Raw genomic sequence first — 21,294 nt, 5'->3', positions numbered from 1 at the left:
ATGGACCAGCAGGCGATCAGATATCCAGCACGTCCGCCTCGGCGAATTCGGCGCGCTCCTGGATGAAGCGGAAGCGCGCCTCGGGCTTGGTGCCCATCAGCGCGTCGACGGCATCCTTGGTGGCCTGCTCGGCGTCGATCACGTCGACCCTCAGAAGCGTGCGCTTCCTCGGATCCATCGTGGTCTCCTTGAGCTGCGAGGCCATCATCTCGCCCAGGCCCTTGAAGCGGCCGATCTCGACTTTGCCGCGTCCGGTGAACTCGGTGCGCAGCAATTCGTCCTTGTGCGCGTCGTCGCGGGCATAGCCGACCTTGCCGCCCTGCCGGATCGAATAGAGCGGCGGCACGGCCATGTAGAGATGGCCGCCGCGGATCAGGTTCGGCATCTCCTGGTAGAAGAAGGTGATCAACAGCGAAGCGATATGCGCGCCGTCGACGTCGGCGTCGGTCATGATGATCACGCGGTCGTAGCGCAGGTCCTCGTCGCGGTATCTCGAGCGCGTGCCGCAGCCGAGCGCCTGGGTCAGGTCGGAAATCTGCTGGTTGGCGGCAAGCTTGTCGTTGCCGGCGGAGGCGACGTTGAGGATCTTGCCGCGCAGCGGCAGAACCGCCTGGCTGGCGCGGTCGCGCGCCTGCTTGGCCGAGCCGCCGGCCGAGTCGCCCTCGACAATGAAGATCTCGGCGCCGGCGGCGGCGTTCTGCGTGCAATCGGCGAGCTTGCCCGGAAGGCGTAGCTTGCGCACCGCGCTCTTGCGCGAGACTTCCTTTTCCTGGCGGCGCCGCACGCGCTCATCGGCGCGCGCGATGACCCATTCGAGAAGCTTCGAGGCTTCCTGCGGATTGTCGGCCAGCCAATGGTCGAACGGGTCGCGGATGGCGTTTTCGACGATGCGCATCGCCTCGATCGTCGCCAGCCTGTCCTTGGTCTGGCCGACGAATTCCGGCTCGCGAATGAACACGGACAGCATGCCCGCGGCCGAGATCATCACGTCCTCGGTGGTGATGATCGAGGCGCGCTTGTTGCCGATGAGGTCGGCATAGGCGCGCAATCCACGCGCCAGCACGTTACGGAACCCGGCCTCATGCGTGCCGCCTTCAGGGGTCGGAATGGTGTTGCAGTAGGAGTTGAGGAAACCGTCGCCGCCGAACCAGGTCACCGCCCATTCGAGCGAACCGTGGCCGCCCTGCTTGTCGCTCTTGCCGGCGAAGACCTCGCGCGTGACCTGGAATTCGTCGCCGAGCGACGCCTTGAGATAATCCTTGAGGCCGCCGGGGAAATGGAACTCGGCCTTGGCCGGCGTCTGGTCCTTGTCCTTGATCAGCGACGGATCGCAGGTCCAGCGGATCTCGACGCCGCCGAACAGATAGGCCTTCGAGCGCGTCATGCGGTAAAGCCGCGCCGGTTCGAAGGCGGCGCCCTTGCCGAAAATCTGCTCGTCGGGATGGAAGCGGGTCCTTGTGCCGCGGCGGTTGTGGACCTCGCCGAGATGCTCGAGACCGCTGACCGGGACGCCGCGGGAGAATCTTTGGCGGTAAAGTTGGCGCCCCCGCGCGACCTCGACCTCGAGATGGTCGGACAGCGCGTTTACGACCGAGACGCCGACGCCATGCAGGCCGCCGGAGGTCTCATAGACCTTGGAGTCGAACTTGCCGCCCGAATGCAGCGTCGTCATGATGACTTCGAGTGCCGGCTTCTTGAATTTCGGATGCGGATCGACCGGGATGCCGCGACCATTGTCGGTGACGGTCAGGAAACCGTCGGCGGAAAGCTCGACGTCGATGAAGGTGGCGTGGCCGGCCACAGCTTCGTCCATCGAATTGTCGATGACCTCGGCGAACAGGTGATGCATCGCCTTGTCGTCGGTGCCGCCGATATACATGCCCGGACGGCGCCGCACCGGCTCCAGCCCTTCCAGCACCTCGATGTCGGCGGCGCTGTAGCTTTCGCTGCCGTCGCGGGCGGCGGTCGAACGCTTCGCGGCCTGCACCAGCGGATCGGCGGGCCGCGAGGGCGCGCGCACCGGCTGCGCCGGTTTTTCCATCTTGCCGAAGAGGTCGTTGCTGTCGTCCATGCTGGGCCTAGCGTCCGGTAATGCGAATCACGTCTCGATACTGCCACGCTTTTGGCGGGCGAACGAGTTCCTGTTCCGTTCAGGGATCAAACTGTCTCTTATTCCAAAACCATTCGATAACCAAGCCGGCCGAAATAGGGCGATCGGCGGGTGGTGGGATTCCTGATTCTTTAACAATGACGCCTAACGTGAGGCCTAACTAACAAAAGACCACGGGCGTCAGGGGTTTCGTTGTGAGGGGCAGGGCCATAACCATGATCGGCATCGCCGCCGTCTTCGGCGCGATCTCGATCTTTGCGGCGGATTTCTGGGTCAAGAGCCAGGCGAAGGCTCAGCCCGAGGTCAAGGTCGTCACGGTCGAAGCCCCGCAGCAGCCCAAGGTCGAGTTCAAGACCATCGTGGTGGCTCAAGCGCCGCTGCGCTACGGCATGGAGCTTGGGCGGGCGCAACTCGCCGAGATCCCGTGGCCGCAGGATTCCCTGCCGCAGGGCGCTTTTCCGACCATCGACAAGCTGCTCGCGGACGGCAGCCGGGTCGTGCTGTCGCCGATCGAGGTCAACGAACCGGTGCTGCTCGCCAAGCTGTCGGGACCGAACGGCCGCGCCACCCTTTCCAACATGCTGTCGCCGGGAATGCGGGCCGTCACCATCCGCACCGACGAGATCGCCGGCGTCGGCGGCTTCATCACGCCGGGAGACCGCGTCGACGTCGTTTTGACGCGTGACGCCGGAGACATCCAGGAAGTGTCCAAGAATGCGCAGGGAGCAGCCGGCTCGACGGTGACCTCAGAGGTCGTCGTCTCCGACGCCAAGGTGCTTTCGGTCGGGCAGGGCGCCGACGAACGCAAGACCGAGCCGCAGATCGCCAATTCCGTGACCATCGAGGTGACCAACGAAGGGGCGCAGAAAGTGGCGCTCGCCCGCACCGTCGGCACCTTGTCACTGTCCTTGCGTTCCGCAGCCGACGCCAGCGCCAGCAAAAGCGAGCTCACGACCATCTCGTCCTTCGGCGGTTCGGTTGCCGCAAGCACGCAAGCGAGCGCCGCCTCGCTCGTCAATGCGGTGACGAAGGACCAGGACGAGCCGAAATTCAAGACGGTGATCGTGACGCGCGGCGATAAGGTCGAGGAATACAAGGTTCCTTCACGGGAACCGCCGCAGGAACTGCAGCAATAGCCGGTGGGGACCGGCGGGGACGGGGCAAGATGTTCGGGTTTGATGTATTTCGGACGACCGGGGGATGGCGCCTTCTCGGCGCGATCGCGCTGGCGGCGGCAATGCTTGGCGTCGCCGCGCCGGCAAGGGCGGACAATGACGTCGTCTATGTCTCGGCGAACAAGAACGCTTCGATCAAGGTCGCCAAGGGCAAGCCGAAGACGATCATGACGAGCGCCGCCTTCTACCAGATCGTCATCGGCGATCCGGAGATCGCCAACGTCAATCCGCTGACCGACAAGTCATTCTATGTGCTCGGCAACAATCTGGGCACCACAGGCATCGCGCTCTTCGACCAGAACAAGCAGCTTGTCGGCACCATCGACATCGAGGTGACGCTGGATACCGACCAGTTGGCCAGCACCATCCGCGCCAGCGTGCCCGACGCCAAGATCAAGGTCGGTTCAGCGAACGGCCGCGTGGTGCTGTCGGGCGAGGCCGACGACGCGGTCGCCGCCGACAAGGCCAGCAAGATCGCGTCGCGCTTTTCCGGCAACGAGGAAGTCATCAACTCGGTCAACATCTCGTCCTCGCAGCAGGTGCAGCTCAACGTCCGCTTCGTCGAGATCAACCGTCAGGCCGGTCAGGACCTCGGCGCTAAATACAGCGCCAATTTCGCCTATGGCATAGGCAACCGCAAAGTCGTGCTGAACCCGGATGGGGGAAGCGTGACGGGGGCCGGAACCGGTGAGATCATCGGCAGCCTCTTGTCGAACGGCGTTTCGATCGACATCGCCATCAAGGCGCTGGAGGAACGCGGTCTGGCGCGGCGGCTGGCGGAGCCGAACCTGATCGCGCGTTCGGGCCAGACGGCGAGCTTCCTTGCCGGCGGCGAGTTCCCGATCCCGGTTTCCGAAGACAATGGCAAGATCAGCGTCACCTACAAGAAATACGGCGTCGGCCTGGATTTCACCCCGACGGTGCTGAAGGACGGGCTGGTGAGCCTCGACATCGCGCCGGAAGTGTCCTCGATCGACCCGTCCGCTTCGATCCAGGTCAGCAGCGGCATTTCCATTCCGGCCTTCATCGTGCGCCGCGCCAGGACATCGGTCGACCTCAAGAACGGCCAGAGCTTCATGATCGCCGGCCTTCTGCAGTCGCAGAACGACATCACGACATCACGGGTGCCGGGGATCGGCAAGCTGCCGGTGCTCGGTCCGCTGTTCTCGTCGAAATCCTATCAGCGGCGCGAGACCGATCTGGTCATCATCGTCACGCCTTACCTGGTCAAGCCGGTCGATCCCTCGAAGAAGATGGTCGAGCCGACCGATGGCACCCAGCCGGCAAGTCCCGCCGATTACTTTCTGAACAACACGGACGAAGTGGACGCTTCGGCGCCGAAGCGCCCGGTGGCACTGGCGGACGGCAGCGCCGCCCGCCCGGTGGCTGCCGCCACGTCCGGCCACTTCCTCGACCTGCCGAAGGACTAAGGCCATGCGCAGCCTTTCTTGCATTGCTCTGCTCCTGGCCGGTTTCGCCAGCGGTTGCACCAGCGACGACTACATGCGCGCGGAAGGGGTGACGCTGGCTGCCGGCAACGCGCAGGCGTCCAACACCGCCATGCAGATGGTCGATCCATGGAAGTATGGCGTCCAGAACACAAAGCTCCTGGTGCCGGCCCAGCGTCCGGGTTCCGGGAGCACTGCCGTCGGCGCGAAAGCCGGCTCCGGGTCGTCATCGACGACATCATCATCATCAACGACATCGGACTGATGGGCTGACGCCGATGGCATCTGGCAGCAAGACAAAGAAGATCCTGCTCGTTTCGACGGACAGGACATTTTTGCAAGACACGCGTACGGCTTTCGCGGCCTCCGAGGTCATCGAGCTTCTGACGCTGGAAAAGAGCGTCAACGAGCTGCGCGGCGAGATCCTCGAGACAGACTTCGGCACGGTCATCGTCGACATGGACGCGGCCAAGCTCGAGGAGATCGAGTCGCTGCAGCGCGTCATGCGGCGTCTGGAAGGCAGCGTTCCGGTGGTCGTCGTGACCCAGGAATTCAACGCCGCGGCGGTGCGCATCCTGGTGCAGCTCAAGGTCGCCGATTTCCTGGTCAAGCCGATCACCACGGCCGACCTCGTGCGTTCCGTCATCCGTGCGCTGCAGGGGCCGGGGCGGGAAGAGAACACCGAATCGCATATCTATACCTTCATGCCGGCCGCCGGCGGCGTCGGCACCACCACGCTGGCCCTGCAGACGGCTTTCCAGCTGCATCATTCGGTGACGCGCGGCGCATCGACCTGCGTCGTAGACCTCAATTTCCAGCAGGGCGCCTGCGCCGAGTATCTCGACCTCGAACCGCGCTTCGACATCACCGAAATCGAGAACCAGCCGGAGCGCCTCGACCGGCAGTTGCTCGACGTGATGCTGTCCAAGCATGCGAGTGGGCTGTGCGTGCTTGCCGCTCCCACGCGCCCTTCGGACATGCGCTCGTTCAAGACCGATGTCGTGGTGCGCATGCTCGATCTCGTCGCGGCTTATTTCGACAACGTCGTCATCGACATGCCGCGCACCTGGTTCCCCTGGACCGAGACGGTGCTGCTTGGGTCGAACAAGCTCTATATCGTCGCCGAGATGACGGTGCCCTGCCTGCGTCATACGCAGCGTCTCATCCAGGCAGTCTATGAGACAGCCGGCAAGGAAGTAAAGCCCAACGTCATCGTCAATCGCTTCGAGCAGAAGATGTTCGACAGCGGCATCAAGCAGGCCGACGTTCAGGAGATACTCGGCGAGCATTTCGTCGGCGGCATCTCCAACAATTACCGGCTGGTGCGCGAGGCCGTCGACCGCGGCGTGCCGCTGCACGCCATCGACCCCAACGCCAATGTCGTCAACGACCTGAAGAAGATCATCCTGCCGGAGGAGGCCGTCCAGACGGCGGTCAAGTCGAAGTCGCTGTTCGGCCTGGGCAAGGGCTTGCTGAAGAGGAAGGCAGGATGAACAGTCGCTTTTCCAACCTGCAGAGCCGCGACGTCCGTCCGCAGCGGGCGCCGGAACCCGCGCCCGTCGCGCACAATGCTGTCGTCATCCCGACGACCCGCAAGCCGGCGCCGCCGCGGCCTGAAGCAGCGCCTGCAAAAAACGCCAACAAGGTGCTGGACGCACGCGTGCGCATCCATCGCATGCTACTCGAAGAAATCAACCTCGTGGCGCTTGAGCGGCTGCCCCGGGATGAAATGCGCCGGCAGGTGCATGAATTCGTTTCGGAAAAGACGCGCGAGGAGCGGATGGCGATCAACATCGCCGAGCTCGACTCGCTGGTCGACGATATCGTCGACGAAATGGTCGGCCTCGGCCCGCTCGAGCCGCTGCTCAAGGACCCCGAGATCAACGATATCCTGATCAACGGCCATGAGAACTGCTTCGTCGAAAGGCGCGGCAAGCTGCAGCAGGTCCACATTCCGTTCAAGGATGAGGCGCATCTGCTTCGAATCATTAATAAAATTGTCGCGGCGGTCGGCCGTCGCGTCGATGAATCGCAGCCGATGGTCGACGCCCGCATGCTCGACGGTTCGCGCTTCAACGCGGCGATCCGCCCGGTCGGCGTCGACGGGCCGCTGGTGTCGATCCGCAAATTCTCCAAGAACAAGCTCGGCTTGCACAAGCTGGTCGAATTCGGCGCCATCACCCAGAACATGGCCGAAGTGCTGGCGGCGGCGGTACATGCCCGCAAGACCACGATCATCTCAGGCGGCACCGGCACCGGCAAGACGACGATGCTCAACGCTTTGTCGGCCTTCATTCCGGAAGACGAGCGCCTGATCACCATCGAGGACGCGGCCGAGCTGCAATTGCAGCAGCCGCATGTCGCGCGCATGGAAACGCGCCCGGCCAACATCGAGGGCCATGGCGAATTGAAGCAGCGCGACCTGGTCAAGAACGCGCTGCGCATGCGGCCCGATCGCGTCATCCTCGGCGAGTGCCGCGGCGAGGAAGCCTTCGACATGCTGCAGGCGATGAACACCGGCCATGAAGGCTCGATGGCCACCATCCATGCCAACACGCCGCGTGACGCCATCTCGCGTCTGGAGCAGATGCTTGGCATGACCGGCATGCCGATGACCGTGCAGTCGATCCGCAGCCAGATCTCCAGCGCTATCGACATCATAGTCCAGCTGACGCGCCTTTCCGACGGCAAGCGCAAGGTGACCAGCGTCGCCGAAGTGACCGGCATGGAAGGCGACGTCATCCAGATGCAGGAGATCTTCCGCTTCGTGCGCACCGGCATGGAGGCGGACGGCAAGATCCTCGGCCATTTCGAAGCGACCGGCATCCGCCCGCGTTTCCTCGAAGACCTGCGCAACATGGGCATCGAATTCCCGGGCAAGTATTTCGAGCCCGGCCGGCCGCAGGACTAGACCGGTGTTCGAGGGATTCAGCCCGGTCTATGTCGTTTACGCCGCAGCGGCGCTCACCGGCATCATGATCGCCGAGGGCCTTTATTTGCTTTATGCCGGGCGCAGCGACAAGCGCACGGCCATCAACCGCCGCATGAAGCTCGCGGAAAACAAGATCAGCCAGGAGCAGGTGCTGATCCAACTGCGCAAGGAGCGCGGGATCGACGGTCGCGGCTCCATCTTTTCCCTCGACCGCTTCCACGCCCTGCGCACGCAGTCCGGCATGACCACGCCGCTGCCGAAGTTCCTGATGATCACCTCGGGCGTGGCCGCGGCACTGGCGCTTTTAGGCATCTGGAAGGGCCTGCCGCTCCTGTTCGGCCTCATCCTGCTCGTCGTGCTGCTGCCGGTCTTGCCGGTGATGGTCATGCGCTTCATGCGCAAGCGCCGGCACAAGCGTTTCGGGATGCAACTGCCGGAGGCGCTGGAGCTGATCACGCGCGGCCTGAAGGCCGGCCATCCGGTGCCGGTGGCGATTGCCATGGTGGCGCGCGAAATGGCCGATCCGATCGGCACCGAGTTCGGCGTCGTCGCCGACGAGGTGACCTATGGCTCCGACCTGGTCTCGGCGCTGAACAATCTTTTCGACCGGGTGGGGCATGAGGACCTGCCGCTGTTCGTCACTGCGGTGTCGATCCAGAGCAGTTCGGGCGGCAATCTGCGCGAGATCCTCGACGGCCTGTCGGCGACGATCCGCGACCGCGGCAAGCTGCGCCGCAAGGTGCGCGCCATTTCGACGGAAGGGCGCATGTCGGCCTACATCCTGACCGCAGTGCCGGTGCTTTTGTTCACCGCCATCATGGTGCTGATGCCGCAGTTCTATCAGGATGTCTGGGACGTGCCGAAGACCTGGTACATGCTGGGCGGCTCCATCGCCTGGCTGCTGCTCGGCAACGCCATCATGTTCAAGATGTCGAATTTCAGGTTCTGAGATGGAAGACGTCATCCGCTTCCTCGCCTCGCTCGCGCCCACCTCGCTGGTGCCGGTTGCGGTGCTGCTTCTCGTGCTGGGCGGCGGCGCCGTTGCCTGGCCGCTGGTGCTCGCCAAGGGCGGTCGCGGCGAAGTCAAGCGCCGGCTGAAGGTCGAGATATTGCAGCCGGCAGAGCGGGCGGAGCCCGCGCCCAAGAAGAGCACCAATGCCGTGCGCGAGAAGGCGGTGAAACGGGCGCAGGAGTTCTACGCCAAGAGCGACCCGGAAAACGTCGCGCGGCTGCGCTTGAAGCTGATCCAGGCCGGCTATATGGAGCCGCGCGCCGTCGGCATGTTCTTCCTGATCCGTTTCACCACCCTGGTCGGCGCGGCGCTCGGCGCATTCCTGATCAACCATTGGGCGGCAAGTGCCGAGTCGACCATGACCAGCCGCTGGACCTTCATCATCCTGTCGGGCGCCGGCGGCTATTTCCTGCCGGGCCTTGTGCTGACGCAGAAGGTTCGGGAAAAGATGCGCGAATACCGCAACGGCTTTCCCGATTTCATGGATTTGATGATCGTCTGCTCCGATGCCGGCATGAGCATGGAGGCCGGCATCGAGCGGGTCTCGAAGGAGCTAGCCAGGACCTATCCGTCGCTCAGCCAGAACCTGATCCTGGTGTCGCTGGAGTTGCGGGCCGGGCGCAGCCTCGACGACGCGCTGAAGGCGCTTGCCGACCGCCTCAGCCTCGACGAGGTTCGCTCCTTCGCCACACTCTTGCAGCAGTCCAAGGAACTCGGCACCAGCCTGTCGGGCTCACTGCGCGTCTTTTCCGACGAGATGCGGCACAAGCGCATGTCGCTGGCCGAGGAGAAGGCGCATGCCCTGCCGGCCAAGATGTCGGTCCCGGTGACGGTCTGCATCCTGCCGGTGGTGCTGATGATCGCCATCATACCGATCATCGTGAAGCTGACAGCCCCTCATTGAGGTGTGTCGATATTCAGGTGAGGCCAGCCTGACCTGAATCCCAACACACCTCGACGGTCGCGGGACGCTGGTTAACGCATCCTTGGCGCGCAACCGAATTTTAGCTGCATTTCGGCACCGAAGCTTAATCGCTCCTCTGTATTGTTTTTCCTGAAGAACGACCCGGCAAATCGGGCGATGGGGCAGGGGCATGCGTCAGAGACTTCCCAGGGCAGCGGCGGCGTTGGCGGCCGTCTTGATGATCACCGGCTGTACGACGAACAACAACGTCGACACGACCAAGACCACGGCGATCCAGCCGGTGGCCAAGGATGTCAGCGCCAACGACCTCGTCGAAGGCAAGGCGCAGTTCCGCGAGGCGAATTTCGGCCTGGCCGAACAGCATTTCCGCAAGGCGGTCGAACTCAAATCCGACAATGCCGAGGCCTGGATGGGGCTTGCCGCATCCTATGACGAGCTTGGCCGCTTCGACTTCGCCGACCGCGCCTATGCGCAGTTGTTGAAGGTCGCGGGGCGCAAGCCGCAGATCGTCAACAACATGGGTTATTCGCAGCTCTTGCGCGGCAACAAGAAAAAAGCGCGCACGCTGCTGCTCGAAGCCAAGGCCGGCATGGCCGACCAGACGGTGGTCAATGCCAATCTGGCGCTGCTCGACAAGGGCTGATCCTTTCGGTGGTTCGCGTATTCCGTGTATTGTCACGGGATTTCGCCTCACATGTCGACGCTTTGTAAACCCTGTGTCGAAGTAGCGTTGGGCATCGGCCGAAAACGGTTTGCGCCAGCTGCCGCCAACCTACATTGAGGGGGACGGGCACCGGCTAGACGCTAGAGGCAGTTCTTCAGGGATGTTGGATTTCAGTTCGCTCCTGCTCGCGGCGGCGCTGTCGGGCACCTGCCTCAGCATCACCATGTTTGCGATCTGGCTGACCACGCCGCGGGCGCGCTTCGTGCTCACGGTCGCCTGCGGCATCCTCGTGCTCGTCGCCCATGTCGTCGCGTTCTGGCGCTACACCAAGGATCCCGATCCCTGGCTGTGCCAGGCGGTGTTGGCGCTGCTGACCCTGGGTTTCCTGATCATCTGCCTGTCGGCCATGCAGTATCTCGGTGTCCGCGACTACCGCTGCGCCATCGTGCCGGCGCTGGCCGCGATGGCGGCCTGCGCGCTGGTCACCTATCTCGGCTTCGACGGCATCGGCTTCCAGATCACCTATGCGGCCGTGACGGCGTTGCTCGCGGCGATCGGAGCGATGTTCTGGATGAAGGGGGATCACAACCGCCGGATCCTGCTCGTCGTTTCATTCCTCAGCGGCGCTTGCGGCTTGTCCTTCGCGTTGTGCGGCCTGGCGTTGCTGGCGCAAGGGCAGTGGGTGCTGGGTGCTGCGCCCGACAATTGGGCGGAGCGGCTGAACTCCGTCGTCGCGGTCGCCTGCATGACGGGCCTCGGCGCGCTGACGCTTTCGCTGCACCATCTGCAGGCGCAGATCGAGCTCAAGGCTGAAACCATGACCGATCCGCTGACTGGCCTGATGAACCGCAGGGCGCTCAACGAGCTCTATGGCGACCGCCGCTTCGGTCCATTCATGGCGATCGCCATGTTCGATCTCGACCATTTCAAGATGACCAACGACGTTTTCGGCCATCCCGTCGGCGACCAGGTCCTTTGCCGCTTCGCGGCGGTGATCAAGAAATACGGCAGGGCAGGGGTCGACGCCTTTCGGCTGGGCGGCGAGGAATTCGCGCTCGTCATGACGCGCGTGACGCCGGAAAAGGCGCATGACATGGCAAGCCGGATCGGCGTCGCGTTCGGCACCGAGGTCGTTCCGACCCATCGCGGCCCGTTGCGCAACAGCGTCAGCGGCGGCATGGGATTCGGCTCGGCCGCGGGCCGCCCCCTCGACGAGGTGCTGGCGCAAGCGGACGCCGCGCTTTACGCGGCCAAGCGTGCCGGACGCAACCGCGTCATCGCTCGGGTCGAAGCGGACCAGCCCGATGCCGGACCGGCCCTGAAGACTGCCTGAGCAAACGCTACTCCGCGGCGCCGAGATATTCCGACAGCGGCGGGCAGGAGCAGACAAGGTTGCGGTCGCCGGCGACGTTGTCGATGCGCGAGACCGGCGGCCAGTATTTCGCCGCCAGATCGGCGTCGCCCGCCGGATAGGCCGCCTCCAGCCGCGAGTAGGGATGTTTCCACTCACCGGCAAGCGCTTCCGCCGCGGTGTGCGGGGCGTTGACCAGCGGGTTGTCGCCGGATGGCCATTCGCCCTTCGCCACTTTCGCCGCTTCGCCGGCGATGGCGATCATCGCCTCGCAGAACCGGTCGAGCTCACCCTTGGGCTCGGACTCGGTCGGTTCCACCATCAGCGTGCCGGCGACCGGGAACGACATGGTCGGCGCGTGGAAACCGTAGTCGATCAGGCGCTTGGCGATGTCGTCGACGCTGATGCCGGCGCTGTCCTTGAGCACGCGCGTGTCGAGGATGCACTCATGCGCGATGCGGTCGCTCCGGCCCTTGTAGAGCAGCGGGTAGTGCGGCGCGAGCCGGGTCGCCACATAGTTGGCCGAAACGATCGCCGTCTCGGTCGCCTGCTTCAGGCCGGAGCCACCCATCATGCGGATGTACATCCACGTGATCGGCAGGATGGACGCGCTGCCGAAGGGGGCGGCGGCAACGGCATGCGCCGAGCCTTCGGTGACATGGCCCGGCAGATAGGGTTTCAGATGCGCCCTGACGCCGATCGGGCCGACGCCCGGGCCGCCGCCGCCATGCGGAATGCAGAAGGTCTTGTGCAGGTTCATGTGGCAGACGTCGGCGCCGATGTCGCCGGGGCGGGCGAGGCCGACGAGCGCGTTGAGATTGGCGCCGTCGAAATAGACCTGGCCGCCATGCTCGTGGATCAGCGCGCAGAGATGACGCGCGCCTTCCTCGTAGACGCCATGCGTCGAGGGGTAGGTGAACATCAGCGCGGCAAGGTTCTTGGAATGCTCGTTGGCCTTGGCGCGCAGGTCGTCCATGTCGATATTGCCGTCATCCAGGCAGCGCACGACGACGACGTTCATGCCCGCCATCGCAGCGCTTGCCGGGTTGGTGCCATGGGCGGAGGACGGGATCAGGCAAATGGTGCGGTGGCCTTCGCCGCGAGCGCGGTGATAGGCGCGGATGGCGAGCAGGCCGGCATATTCGCCCTGGCTGCCGGCATTGGGCTGCAGGCTGACAGCGTCGAACCCGGTGATTTCCGACAACCAGGCTTCCAGGTCGTCGGCCATCTTGCGATAGCCCTCGGAATGGCCGGCCGGCGCGAAGGGGTGCAGATTGGCGACGCTCGGCCAGCTTACCGGCATCATCTCGGCGGCGGCGTTGAGCTTCATGGTGCAAGATCCGAGCGGGATCATGGTGCGGTCGAGCGCCAGGTCCTTATCGGCCAGCCGGCGCAGGAAGCGCATCATCTCGGTTTCGGAATGGTTGTCGTGGAAGACCGGCTGGGTCAGGAATTCCTTGCCGCGCGGCTTGCCCGGCATGGAGCTGTCTCCCGCCGCGCCGGGCTTGGCCCCGAACAGAGCGGCGATCGCCTCGAGATCGGCTTCCGTGGAGGTCTCGTCGAAGGCGACGCTGACGCGGTCGGCATCGATGAGGCGCAACAGCCGGCCGGTCTTCTCGGCGGCGGCGGCAATTGCCGCTGCCTTGCCCTTCACTTCGGCGGTGACCGTGTCGAAGCGGCTCGTGCCAAGCACCGATACGCCGGCGGCCTTGAGACCCGAGGCGAGGCGGCCGGCCAACCCATGGATCTGCCCGGCAATCGCCTGCAGGCCGGCGGGGCCGTGCCAGATCGCATAGGCCGTCGCCATGTTGGCGAGCAGCGCCTGCGCGGTGCAGATGTTGGAGGTGGCCTTGTCGCGGCGGATGTGCTGCTCGCGCGTCTGCAGCGCCAGCCGGTAGCCCGGGCGGCCCTTGGTATCGGTAGACTGACCGACGAGGCGGCCAGGCATCAGGCGGGTCAATTTGTCGGAAACGGCGCAATAGGCGGCGTGCGGACCGCCAAATCCCATCGGCACGCCGAAGCGCTGCATGGGGCCGACGGCGATGTCGGCGCCGAGCTTCGCCGGCGCGTCAGCCAGCGTCAGCGCCAGCGGGTCGGCAATGAAGACGACCAGTGCGCCTGTAGCGCGGGCCTTTTCAATCGCCGCCTTGTGGTCGCCATAGACGCCGAAGGTATCCGGCCAGGAGACGAGCAGGGCGGCGGTGTTGTTGTCGATCGTCTCGCCGTCGACCTCGATGCCGAGCGGCTCGGCGCGGGTGCGCACGACGTCCAGCGTCTGCGGATGCGGCGTGCCGGCGAGCGCCACCTTGGTGCGCTTGTCGCGATGATGGCGCAGCGCGATGCCGACGGCCTCGGCGACGGCGGTCGCTTCATCGAGGAGAGAGGCCGACGCCACCGGCAGGCCGGTGAGCTCGGCGACCAGGGTCTGGAAATTGAACAGCATTTCCAGCCGGCCCTGGCTGATCTCGGCCTGGTAGGGCGTGTAGGCCGTGTACCAGGCCGGGTTCTCGAACAGGTTGCGCTGGATGACCGGCGGCACGAAGACGCCATGATAGCCGGCGCCGATGAAGCTCTTCAGCACCGTGTTCTTCGCCATGATCGCCGACAATTCGGCCAGCGCTTCTGCTTCGCTCGCTGGAGCGGGCAGGTTGAGCGGCAGGTCGAGGCGGATCGACCGCGGCACCGCCTGGCTGATCAGCGTCTCGACGGACGGGACGCCGATCACGGCAAGCATGGCTCTGACATCATTGACACCCGGACCGATATGGCGGGCCGAGAAGGGAGTAAGCGCTGCGGTCATGTCTTTATGTCCTGATATCAGCCGATATGGGCTTTGTAGCCGGCCTCATCCATGAGGCTGTCGAGCTGGCTTTCGTTGGCGAGCTTCATCTTCCAGAGCCAGCCGTCGCCGGTCGCGGCCGAATTGACCAGCGAGGGGTCGGCCGACAGCGAGGCGTTGGCTTCGGTGATCTCGCCATCGACCGGCGCGTAGACGTCCGATGCCGCCTTTACGGATTCGACGACGACGGCGGGGTCGCCCTTGGCGAGCTTGCGGCCGATTTCCGGCAGCTCGACGAAGACGAGATCGCCGAGCTGTTCCTGCGCATAGTCGGTGATGCCGACAGTGGCGACGCCGCCCTCGACGCGCAGCCACTCATGGTCTTCGGTGAAATAGGTCTTTGCCATCTGGAAATCATCCTTTGCGGTAGCGGTGTGGGGTGAAGGGCAGGGACGCGACGTCGACCGGGATTTTCGTCCCACGGACGTCGGCGAAGAGTTTGGTGCCGGGCCTGGCCAGCGCGGTGTCGACGTAGCCCATGGCGACGGGGTGGCCGGTCGAAGGGCCGAAACCGCCCGATGTGACGTGGCCGGCCGGATTTCCGTCGCCATCGATGAGCGCCGCGCCGGCGCGCACCGGCTGGCGCCCGTCAGGCTTCAAGCCGGCGCGTTTCTGCGACGGCCCGCGCCCGATGATCGAGCGCAGCGCGCCGGCGCCGATGAAATGGCCGGCGGCCCGGATCTCCTTGGGTATCGCCCACATCAGTCCGGCGCTTACCGGGTCGATCTCCGGCGTCAGGTCCTGGCCGTGCAGGCAAAGACCGGCCTCAAGCCGCAGGCTGTCGCGCGCGGCAAGGCCAATCCACTGCCCGCGCTCGTCCTTGAGCAGGCTGGCGACGAGATCGCGGGCATCCGCCTCCGGCAGGCCGATCTCGAAACCGTCCTCGCCGGTGTAGCCGGAGCGGCTCATGAACCAGTTTTGACGCGGCTCGACCCCATGCATGAAGAGCAGCGAGCCGGTTTCGATGCCAGCCCTGGCAAGCGCGGCCCAAGCGTCCGGACCCTGGATCGCCAGGAAAACGCGGTCGAGCGGCTCGACCCTGGCATCGAAGTCGGCGGAGATCTCGCGCAGATGCTTCTCGTCCTCGACCGCGTTGCCGGCATTGGCCACCACCATGAACCGGTCGTCGCCCAGGCGCGTGACGATCAGGTCGTCGATGATGCCTGCCGCCTCGTTGAGGAAGAAAGTGTATTTGGACTGCGAGATGTCCAGCGCGCCGGCGTCGAGCGGGCAGGCGCGGTTCAACAACGCTGTGGCCCCCGGACCGGAGACCTCGAACAGCTTCATATGCGAGATGTCGAACAGGCCGGCATGCTCGCGCGTGTGAAGATGCTCCTTCATCACGCCGGGTGGGTAGGTGAGCGGCATCGACCAGCCGGCGAAGGCGCCGAAGCGCGCGCCCGCGGCCTGATGCAAATCCTCAAGGGGCAGATGTCTGGTGTGGTCGCCTGTCATGTCTTCTCCAGAGTCGCACGCAATCGACCGCCGTAGGCGGCCTAGTTCGTGCCCCTCTGTCTGAAGCCTGAGAGACTTGCGCCCCGTAACTCTGTCGGCAGCGCTTACACCTTCGGCGCGGGAAGATTCCCGACTTTCCAGAGTTGTCTTTCCCGTTTACGGTTCTTTTGCCTGAGAGATTTCGGGCGATTTCCCCTTCGGCGACAGCTTTCGCTGCTCTCTCCCGCAAACAGGTAGGACTCAGTTGCCCGAGCCCTCGACGCGCCATCCATAGCCCGTCGGCGACACCTTGTCACCTCCCAGCGACATTTAAGATGCGCCGATATTCAGGTGAGGCCGGCCTGCAAGTAGCGGCTTCCTGCGCTTCCGGTGCTCACGTACTTTAGTACGCTCCGCTCCGGTTCTCGCAAGCCACCACTTTCGGCTCGGCCTGACCTGAATCTCGACGCATCTTAAGCGCCCAAACCGGCAAGTCTTCGCTAACCACGCCATTTGCCGGTTTCTCAAGACAATGCTGATAAAGCTGACGGATAACGCCGGCAAAGGCGACGGGCAGGGACGGCAAATGGGCGAATTGATCATGAGCGCTCCGGTGGCGGGGCTGACCTCGAAGAACAAGATCACGGCCGAAGACGTGACGATGCTGCGGCGCGAGGTGTTCGCGGACGGCGTGGTGAGCCGCGGGGAGGCGGAGGCGCTGTTCGCGCTCGACCAGACGGCGCGCGACAAATGCGGCGAGTGGACGCCGTTCTTCGTCGAGGCGGTGACCGACTACATCGTTCACCAGGAAAAGCCGGAAGGCTATATCTCCGAGCAGAATGCCGACTGGCTGGTCCGCACGATCTCGCGCGACGGCATGGTCGACAGCCAAACCGAGCTCGAGCTGCTGGTTCATGTGCTGGAGGAAGCGAAATCCTCGCCCGGCCAGCTCTCGGCCTATGCGCTGGAACAGGTCGCGCATGCGGTGATGGACGGCAAGGGTCCGCTGATGCATGGCGGCAGCCTGGTTCCCGGCCATGTCGCCAAGGCCGAGGTCGATCTGTTGCGGCGCATCCTCTACGCCTATGGCGGCGACGGCAACATCGCCATCAGCAAGGCTGAGGCGGAGGTCCTGTTCAGGATCAACGACCGGACCGCGGCGGCCGACAACGATCCGTCCTGGAACGACCTCTTCGTCAAGGCGATCGCCAACTATGTCATGTGCTCGACCGGCTACGAGCCGCCGACGCGGGAGGTGGCGTTGCGCCACGAGACCTTCCTCGACGAGGCGGGCCCGACGCTTGGCGGTTTCTTCAGCCGGATGGTCTCAGGCGGGTTCGCCGCGATCCGCGAAGCCTATCATTCGCCCGGCGATATCGAGGCGGAATGGGAAGCCAGGAACCGGGCCAACGAGGCGCTAGCCCGCCGCGCCGAGACGATCGATGCCAGCGAGGCCGAATGGCTTGCCGAGCGCGTCGGCGGCGGACAGCGGCCGCTGCGCGACAACGAACGCGCGCTGCTGACGCTGATCAGGCAGGCTTCGCCGGAAATCCATCCGGCCCTGAAGCCATTGCTCGAGAAAGTGGCCTAGCCCTACTGCTTGGGCTTGGTTGGTTCCGGCTTGGCCTGGTCTGTCTTGGCCTGATCCGGCTTGGCCGAGGTATCGAAGCGCGACATCCATTTGAAGCCGCCGAACCAGTAACGGCGAACACCGGCGATGGTGCCGTCGGCGGCGCGCGCGCCGATCCAGTTGTTGACGTATTGGACGAGGCGGATGTCGTCGGGGCGCAGGGCGAATGCCTCCGGCGTGCGCAGCAGCGGGCCGCCGACCAGCCTGAATTTCGCATCGTAGAGCCTCGCCGCCATCTGCGGCGTCGGCGAGGTGGCGACCATCGCCTGCGCGTCGCCGCCGATGATCGCGGCAAAGACGTCGGCCGTGTTGTCGAAGGACAGGATGTTCGCCTTCGGAAAGGCTTCCTTGGCAGCCGCTTCGTCGGTGGAATTGGACAGCACGGCGATCTTATATCCCGGCGCCGTCAGCGCCTTTCCCGGCCTTTTGCCGAGGCTGGCGATTGAGGCCACCATGCGAATGTCGGCGGTGCCGGTCGGATTGGAGAACACAACCTCGCGGGCGCGCTCCGGCGTGCTGGCATAGCCCGCGGCGATCAGATCGAAATCGCCCTTGAGCAGACGCGTCTTCAGGTCGTTCCACGGCACTTCGACCAGCTTCAGGTCGACGCCGAGATCGGACGCCAGGGCGCTGGTCAGGTCGACATCATAGCCCGCGAATTTGCCGTCCGCGTTCTTGAGGATCCATGGCGGGTTGAGCGCCACGCCGACCGTCAGTGTCTTCTGGTCGATGACGCGCTTCAGGCTGTCGTCGGCGCGAGCCGGCAATAACGCCAGCCAGGCAGAGAGAACAAGTATGATCGCCGCGATCATTTTGTTAGCGCGCATGAATATATCCTCGCTGCAGTCTGTCTGGTTGTAAGACTTACACAGAGGTGCCATTCTGTCGATAGCGAACCCAATTGGAGACTTGCGATGTCGGCGCGGATGGCGGTTACCGGTTCGATGGTGTTGCTGGCCAGCTTCCTGGGCAGTCCGGCGCAACTGTCGCTGCTGCCCGATGCCGCGCAGGCCGCAGGCCCGATGCGCCTGGTCTGCTCGAGTTCCAACTACCGCTACTCCTATTGCGGGGTCGACACGCGTGGCGGCGTGCAATTGACCAACCGGCTTTCGAAGTCGCGTTGCCAGTTCGGCACAAGCTGGGGCTATGACGGCGGCGGCATCTGGGTGGACAAGGGCTGCTCGGCGCAATTCCTGATCGCCGGCTCCGGCCGAAGGCCGTCTCCGGGCGATGCGGCCGCGGCCATCATCGTCGGCGGCATTGTCGGCGCCATCCTCGACAACAATGACAGGCACGGCCGCCATTCGGACAATTACTATCCGAGGCCGAAGCCGCGCCGCGACGATCGATGGATCGACCCGACGCCGCAATTCGACAGGGACGGCAATCCCAATTTCGACACCCATGGCAACTATCAGGGATGTCACGGCATGGGCTGCAGGGTGGATAATCCGGATGAGATGGGGGACGCGCCCCCCGAGCCGGGCCAAACCACGTTCGACAGCTCGGACGAATGATCGCGCGGCCGAGCTTCGCATACTGAACGCCAAGCTCGTCCGGCCGCCGCCTAGCCGATCGTCTTGCAAAGGATGATGTTGGAATGGCCTTCGGGCCACCCGGTCAATTCGGCCATGCGCTCGAAGCCGGCTTTTTCGTACAAGCCTGGCGCCTGGAAGTCGTGGGTCGAAACCCATATCCGCAGCGAGCCGCGCGCGGCAGCCTCCGCGACGAAGGCATCGAGCAGCTTCCTGCCGTGGCCAAGGCCGCGATAGGCTTCGTCGACCCACATCAGCGTGAGCTCGGCGATGCCGGCCCAGGAATAACCGGCAGCGGCCCCGACGGCGCGCCCTTCATCATCCCGTAGAACAAAGACGAGAGCACGGTCGTCGCCACGACCGGTCAGCCGCCGGTTGTCGGCGTCGAGACGCGCCTCGATGGCATCGGGCCCGGCTGCCGCAAGATCGTGCTCGGCCTGCAGGCGAGGGCCCGTCAAATTCCGCCATACCAGTCGTAGCCATTGTCTTCCCAATAGCCGCCGCGGCCGCCGCCGACCTTGGCGAAGCTGTCGACCAGCTCGATCTTGTAGAGATATTTCGGCATCTTGTAGCCGAGCTGGCGCTCGACCCGCACGCGCAGCGGCGCGCCGTTCTCGACCGGCAGCGGCTTGCCATTCAGGCCATAGGCCAGGATCGTCTGCGGATGGCGGGCGTCGATCAGGTCGATCGTGCCGTAATATTTGATGTCGCCGGACAGGCTTTGCTCGATCGTGTCGAGGCAGTGGAACATGACGTAGCGGGCCTCAGGCTTCACCACCGCCTGGTCGAGCACCAGCGACAGCGGCGTGCCGGTCCATTTGGCGATGCAGCTCCAGCCTTCGACGCAATCGTGGCGGGTGATCTGGGTGCGGCCCGGCATGTTCTGGAGCTGCTCGCGGGTCAGCGACAAAGGCTTTTCGACAAGCCCGGTTACCTCCAGCCGCCAGTCCGCGAAATTGTTGGCGAGCAGACCTTTGTAGGTGTCGTCGTCGGGCGCCGTGACGCCATTCGGCCGCTGTGGCTGGCGGATATCGGCCTCGGTGAATTCCGGCGCCAGCGCGTCCCGGCCGGCGAGCAGGCGTTGCGCGCGCCAGGTCAGGCCATTGGCGTTTTCGAGGAAGCTGCGCAGGCCGCCGCCAATGCCGAGGCCGCTGTCGAACGCGTCGCAGCCCGAGAGCGCGATGCCGGATAGGCCGAGGCTGCTGGCGGTGAGGAACTTTCGTCGGCTCATTTGGAGCTTGGGGCTGATCTGGAACTTTGCCATGTCAGGCGCTCCTCTCGGTCGGCTGCTCGTGCTTTGCGGGCGGGTCGGTGCGGTACCAGCCGGTGATGATCGAGCGCAGCTCGTTGATCGGGCCGGCGGCGAGGATCATCAGGATGTGGATGAAGAAGAAGAGGACGAGCAGCAGCATGACGGTGAAGTGGATGGTGCGCGCCGTCTGCCTGCCGCCGAGGATTTCGTTGAGCCAGGGCAGCACCGAATTCATGCTCGGCGACATGGCGAGACCGGTTATGATCATCAGCGGCAAAAGCACGAAGAGCACGCCGCCATAGGCCATTTTCTGCAGCGTGTTGTATTCGCGCGTGTGGTGGAATTTCAGCTTCGCGTGGTCGACGATGTCGCGCGGCAGCTTGCGCAGGTCCGACACGCGAGGGGCGAGGTCGCGGCGGATATGGCCGTTGATCAGGCCTGCGATCAGCCAGATGAGCAGCGTCGTGGTCAGGATCCAGGCGAAGAAGAAATGCACCACGCGGGCGGTGCCGAGATCGTAGTAAGAGGGGATCGTCGCCCAGGCCGGAAAGGCGCGCTGCGTCTGTTGTCCTGGTGGACCAGACCAGCCGAGCACGCCGGTGGTGTCGAAGCGATGACCGAAGATTTCGGTGAAACCGCGCGGGCCGTTCGTGGTGTTTTCGGCGCCGATCTCGAGAATGGTGTTGTTGAACTCGAAGCCGGACTGCTTGCCGATATAGAGCTGCGGCCGCGCATTGAAGATCTGCAGGCCGGAAAGCAGCATGAAGAACAGCGAGAAAGCCCAGATCCAGTGGGTCAACCGCGTCCAGCGCGACTGCCGATAGATGAGGGTCGTGTCCTTGCCGTCCGCCTTGGCGGCGGATTGGTTGTTGGCAACAGTGTCCATCTTGCCTCCGGCCGCCTCGTGCAGGCGGCTTCTCAGGTCATTGTCTCCCCCTCAATACGTCGCCGCACAAGGCAATGTTTCATGCGATCACGGATTTATTA

Annotated in this window: 19 protein-coding genes and 1 riboswitch; of the genes, 11 read left to right on the top strand and 8 right to left on the bottom strand. The window is 64.5% G+C overall.

Annotated elements, in window-relative coordinates; all coding sequences use genetic code 11:
- Positions 1-16 precede the first annotated feature (16 nt).
- The gene (parE, locus tag FJ471_RS25030) at positions 17-2,071 is read right to left on the bottom strand and encodes a DNA topoisomerase IV subunit B (protein WP_140807404.1); all 2,055 of its coding nucleotides are present in this window, start codon (positions 2,069-2,071) and stop codon (positions 17-19) included.
- 254 nt (positions 2,072-2,325) lie between these two features.
- Between parE and cpaB the strand changes: the two genes are divergently transcribed.
- The 9 genes from cpaB (at position 2,326) to FJ471_RS24985 (ending at position 11,599) form a co-directional block, all read left to right on the top strand.
- Entirely contained in the window at positions 2,326-3,246 is a 921-nt protein-coding gene (cpaB, locus tag FJ471_RS25025; protein ID WP_140807403.1) for a Flp pilus assembly protein CpaB, read from the top strand.
- Between the two features lie 29 nt (positions 3,247-3,275).
- The gene (locus tag FJ471_RS25020; RefSeq protein ID WP_140807402.1) at positions 3,276-4,715 is read left to right on the top strand and encodes a type II and III secretion system protein family protein; all 1,440 of its coding nucleotides are present in this window, start codon (positions 3,276-3,278) and stop codon (positions 4,713-4,715) included.
- A gap of 4 nt (positions 4,716-4,719) precedes the next feature.
- Positions 4,720-4,998, top strand: a complete 279-nt coding sequence (locus tag FJ471_RS25015) for a hypothetical protein (RefSeq protein WP_140807401.1) — start codon at positions 4,720-4,722, stop codon at positions 4,996-4,998.
- A gap of 13 nt (positions 4,999-5,011) precedes the next feature.
- The gene (locus tag FJ471_RS25010) at positions 5,012-6,226 is read left to right on the top strand and encodes a response regulator/pilus assembly protein (RefSeq protein ID WP_140807400.1); all 1,215 of its coding nucleotides are present in this window, start codon (positions 5,012-5,014) and stop codon (positions 6,224-6,226) included.
- On the top strand, positions 6,223-7,644 hold the full coding sequence (locus FJ471_RS25005; RefSeq protein WP_140807399.1) for a CpaF family protein: 1,422 nt from the start codon (positions 6,223-6,225) through the stop codon (positions 7,642-7,644). Before FJ471_RS25010 ends, FJ471_RS25005 begins: the two co-directional genes overlap by 4 nt.
- A 4-nt stretch (positions 7,645-7,648) precedes the next feature.
- Positions 7,649-8,614, top strand: a complete 966-nt coding sequence (locus tag FJ471_RS25000) for a type II secretion system F family protein (protein ID WP_140807398.1) — start codon at positions 7,649-7,651, stop codon at positions 8,612-8,614.
- A 1-nt stretch (position 8,615) separates the two neighbouring features.
- Entirely contained in the window at positions 8,616-9,581 is a 966-nt protein-coding gene (locus tag FJ471_RS24995) for a type II secretion system F family protein (RefSeq protein ID WP_140807397.1), read from the top strand.
- A 190-nt stretch (positions 9,582-9,771) separates the two neighbouring features.
- Positions 9,772-10,245 (top strand): tetratricopeptide repeat protein, encoded by a 474-nt coding sequence (locus FJ471_RS24990; protein ID WP_140807396.1) that lies wholly within the window; start codon positions 9,772-9,774, stop codon positions 10,243-10,245.
- A gap of 181 nt (positions 10,246-10,426) precedes the next feature.
- Positions 10,427-11,599: a GGDEF domain-containing protein gene (locus FJ471_RS24985; protein ID WP_140807395.1), complete on the top strand. Its 1,173-nt coding sequence runs from the start codon at positions 10,427-10,429 to the stop codon at positions 11,597-11,599.
- A 7-nt stretch (positions 11,600-11,606) separates the two neighbouring features.
- On the opposite strand, the gene gcvP is transcribed toward FJ471_RS24985, so the two are convergent.
- From gcvP to gcvT, 3 genes are read right to left on the bottom strand one after another with little or no spacing between them, the layout of a single operon-like run.
- Entirely contained in the window at positions 11,607-14,417 is a 2,811-nt protein-coding gene (gene gcvP, locus FJ471_RS24980) for an aminomethyl-transferring glycine dehydrogenase (protein WP_140807394.1), read from the bottom strand.
- A gap of 17 nt (positions 14,418-14,434) precedes the next feature.
- Entirely contained in the window at positions 14,435-14,803 is a 369-nt protein-coding gene (gene gcvH / locus FJ471_RS24975; protein WP_140807393.1) for a glycine cleavage system protein GcvH, read from the bottom strand.
- A 7-nt stretch (positions 14,804-14,810) separates the two neighbouring features.
- Complete coding sequence (gene gcvT / locus FJ471_RS24970) at positions 14,811-15,911, bottom strand: glycine cleavage system aminomethyltransferase GcvT (RefSeq protein WP_140807392.1); 1,101 nt, start codon at positions 15,909-15,911, stop codon at positions 14,811-14,813.
- 149 nt (positions 15,912-16,060) lie between these two features.
- A riboswitch (glycine riboswitch) is annotated at positions 16,061-16,147 on the bottom strand.
- 329 nt (positions 16,148-16,476) lie between these two features.
- Here gcvT and FJ471_RS24960 point away from each other — a divergent pair.
- Positions 16,477-17,481 carry a hypothetical protein gene (locus FJ471_RS24960; protein ID WP_140807390.1) on the top strand — a complete coding sequence of 335 codons (1,005 nt, stop codon included), beginning with the start codon at positions 16,477-16,479 and terminating at the stop codon, positions 17,479-17,481.
- A gap of 2 nt (positions 17,482-17,483) precedes the next feature.
- Here FJ471_RS24960 and FJ471_RS24955 read toward each other — a convergent pair whose 3' ends face one another.
- Complete coding sequence (locus FJ471_RS24955; protein WP_181179711.1) at positions 17,484-18,347, bottom strand: transporter substrate-binding domain-containing protein; 864 nt, start codon at positions 18,345-18,347, stop codon at positions 17,484-17,486.
- Between the two features lie 87 nt (positions 18,348-18,434).
- Here FJ471_RS24955 and FJ471_RS35090 point away from each other — a divergent pair, with 87 nt between their 5' ends.
- On the top strand, positions 18,435-19,037 hold the full coding sequence (locus tag FJ471_RS35090) for a DUF3011 domain-containing protein (RefSeq protein WP_210242055.1): 603 nt from the start codon (positions 18,435-18,437) through the stop codon (positions 19,035-19,037).
- Between the two features lie 50 nt (positions 19,038-19,087).
- Here FJ471_RS35090 and FJ471_RS24940 read toward each other — a convergent pair whose 3' ends face one another.
- Genes FJ471_RS24940 through FJ471_RS24930 form a run of 3 tightly spaced genes read right to left on the bottom strand, consistent with a single transcriptional unit; the run spans position 19,088 to position 21,193 of the window.
- Positions 19,088-19,513: a GNAT family N-acetyltransferase gene (locus FJ471_RS24940; protein WP_140807388.1), complete on the bottom strand. Its 426-nt coding sequence runs from the start codon at positions 19,511-19,513 to the stop codon at positions 19,088-19,090.
- Complete coding sequence (locus FJ471_RS24935) at positions 19,510-20,319, bottom strand: molybdopterin-binding protein (protein WP_140807387.1); 810 nt, start codon at positions 20,317-20,319, stop codon at positions 19,510-19,512. Before FJ471_RS24935 ends, FJ471_RS24940 begins: the two co-directional genes overlap by 4 nt.
- 1 nt (position 20,320) lies before the next feature.
- On the bottom strand, positions 20,321-21,193 hold the full coding sequence (locus FJ471_RS24930; protein WP_140807386.1) for a cytochrome b/b6 domain-containing protein: 873 nt from the start codon (positions 21,191-21,193) through the stop codon (positions 20,321-20,323).
- Positions 21,194-21,294: the final 101 nt, after the last annotated feature.

Source organism: Mesorhizobium sp. B2-7-1, from assembly GCF_006440735.1.
Classification (GTDB): domain Bacteria; phylum Pseudomonadota; class Alphaproteobacteria; order Rhizobiales; family Rhizobiaceae; genus Mesorhizobium.
This window is presented reverse-complemented; position numbering and strand designations above follow the sequence as displayed.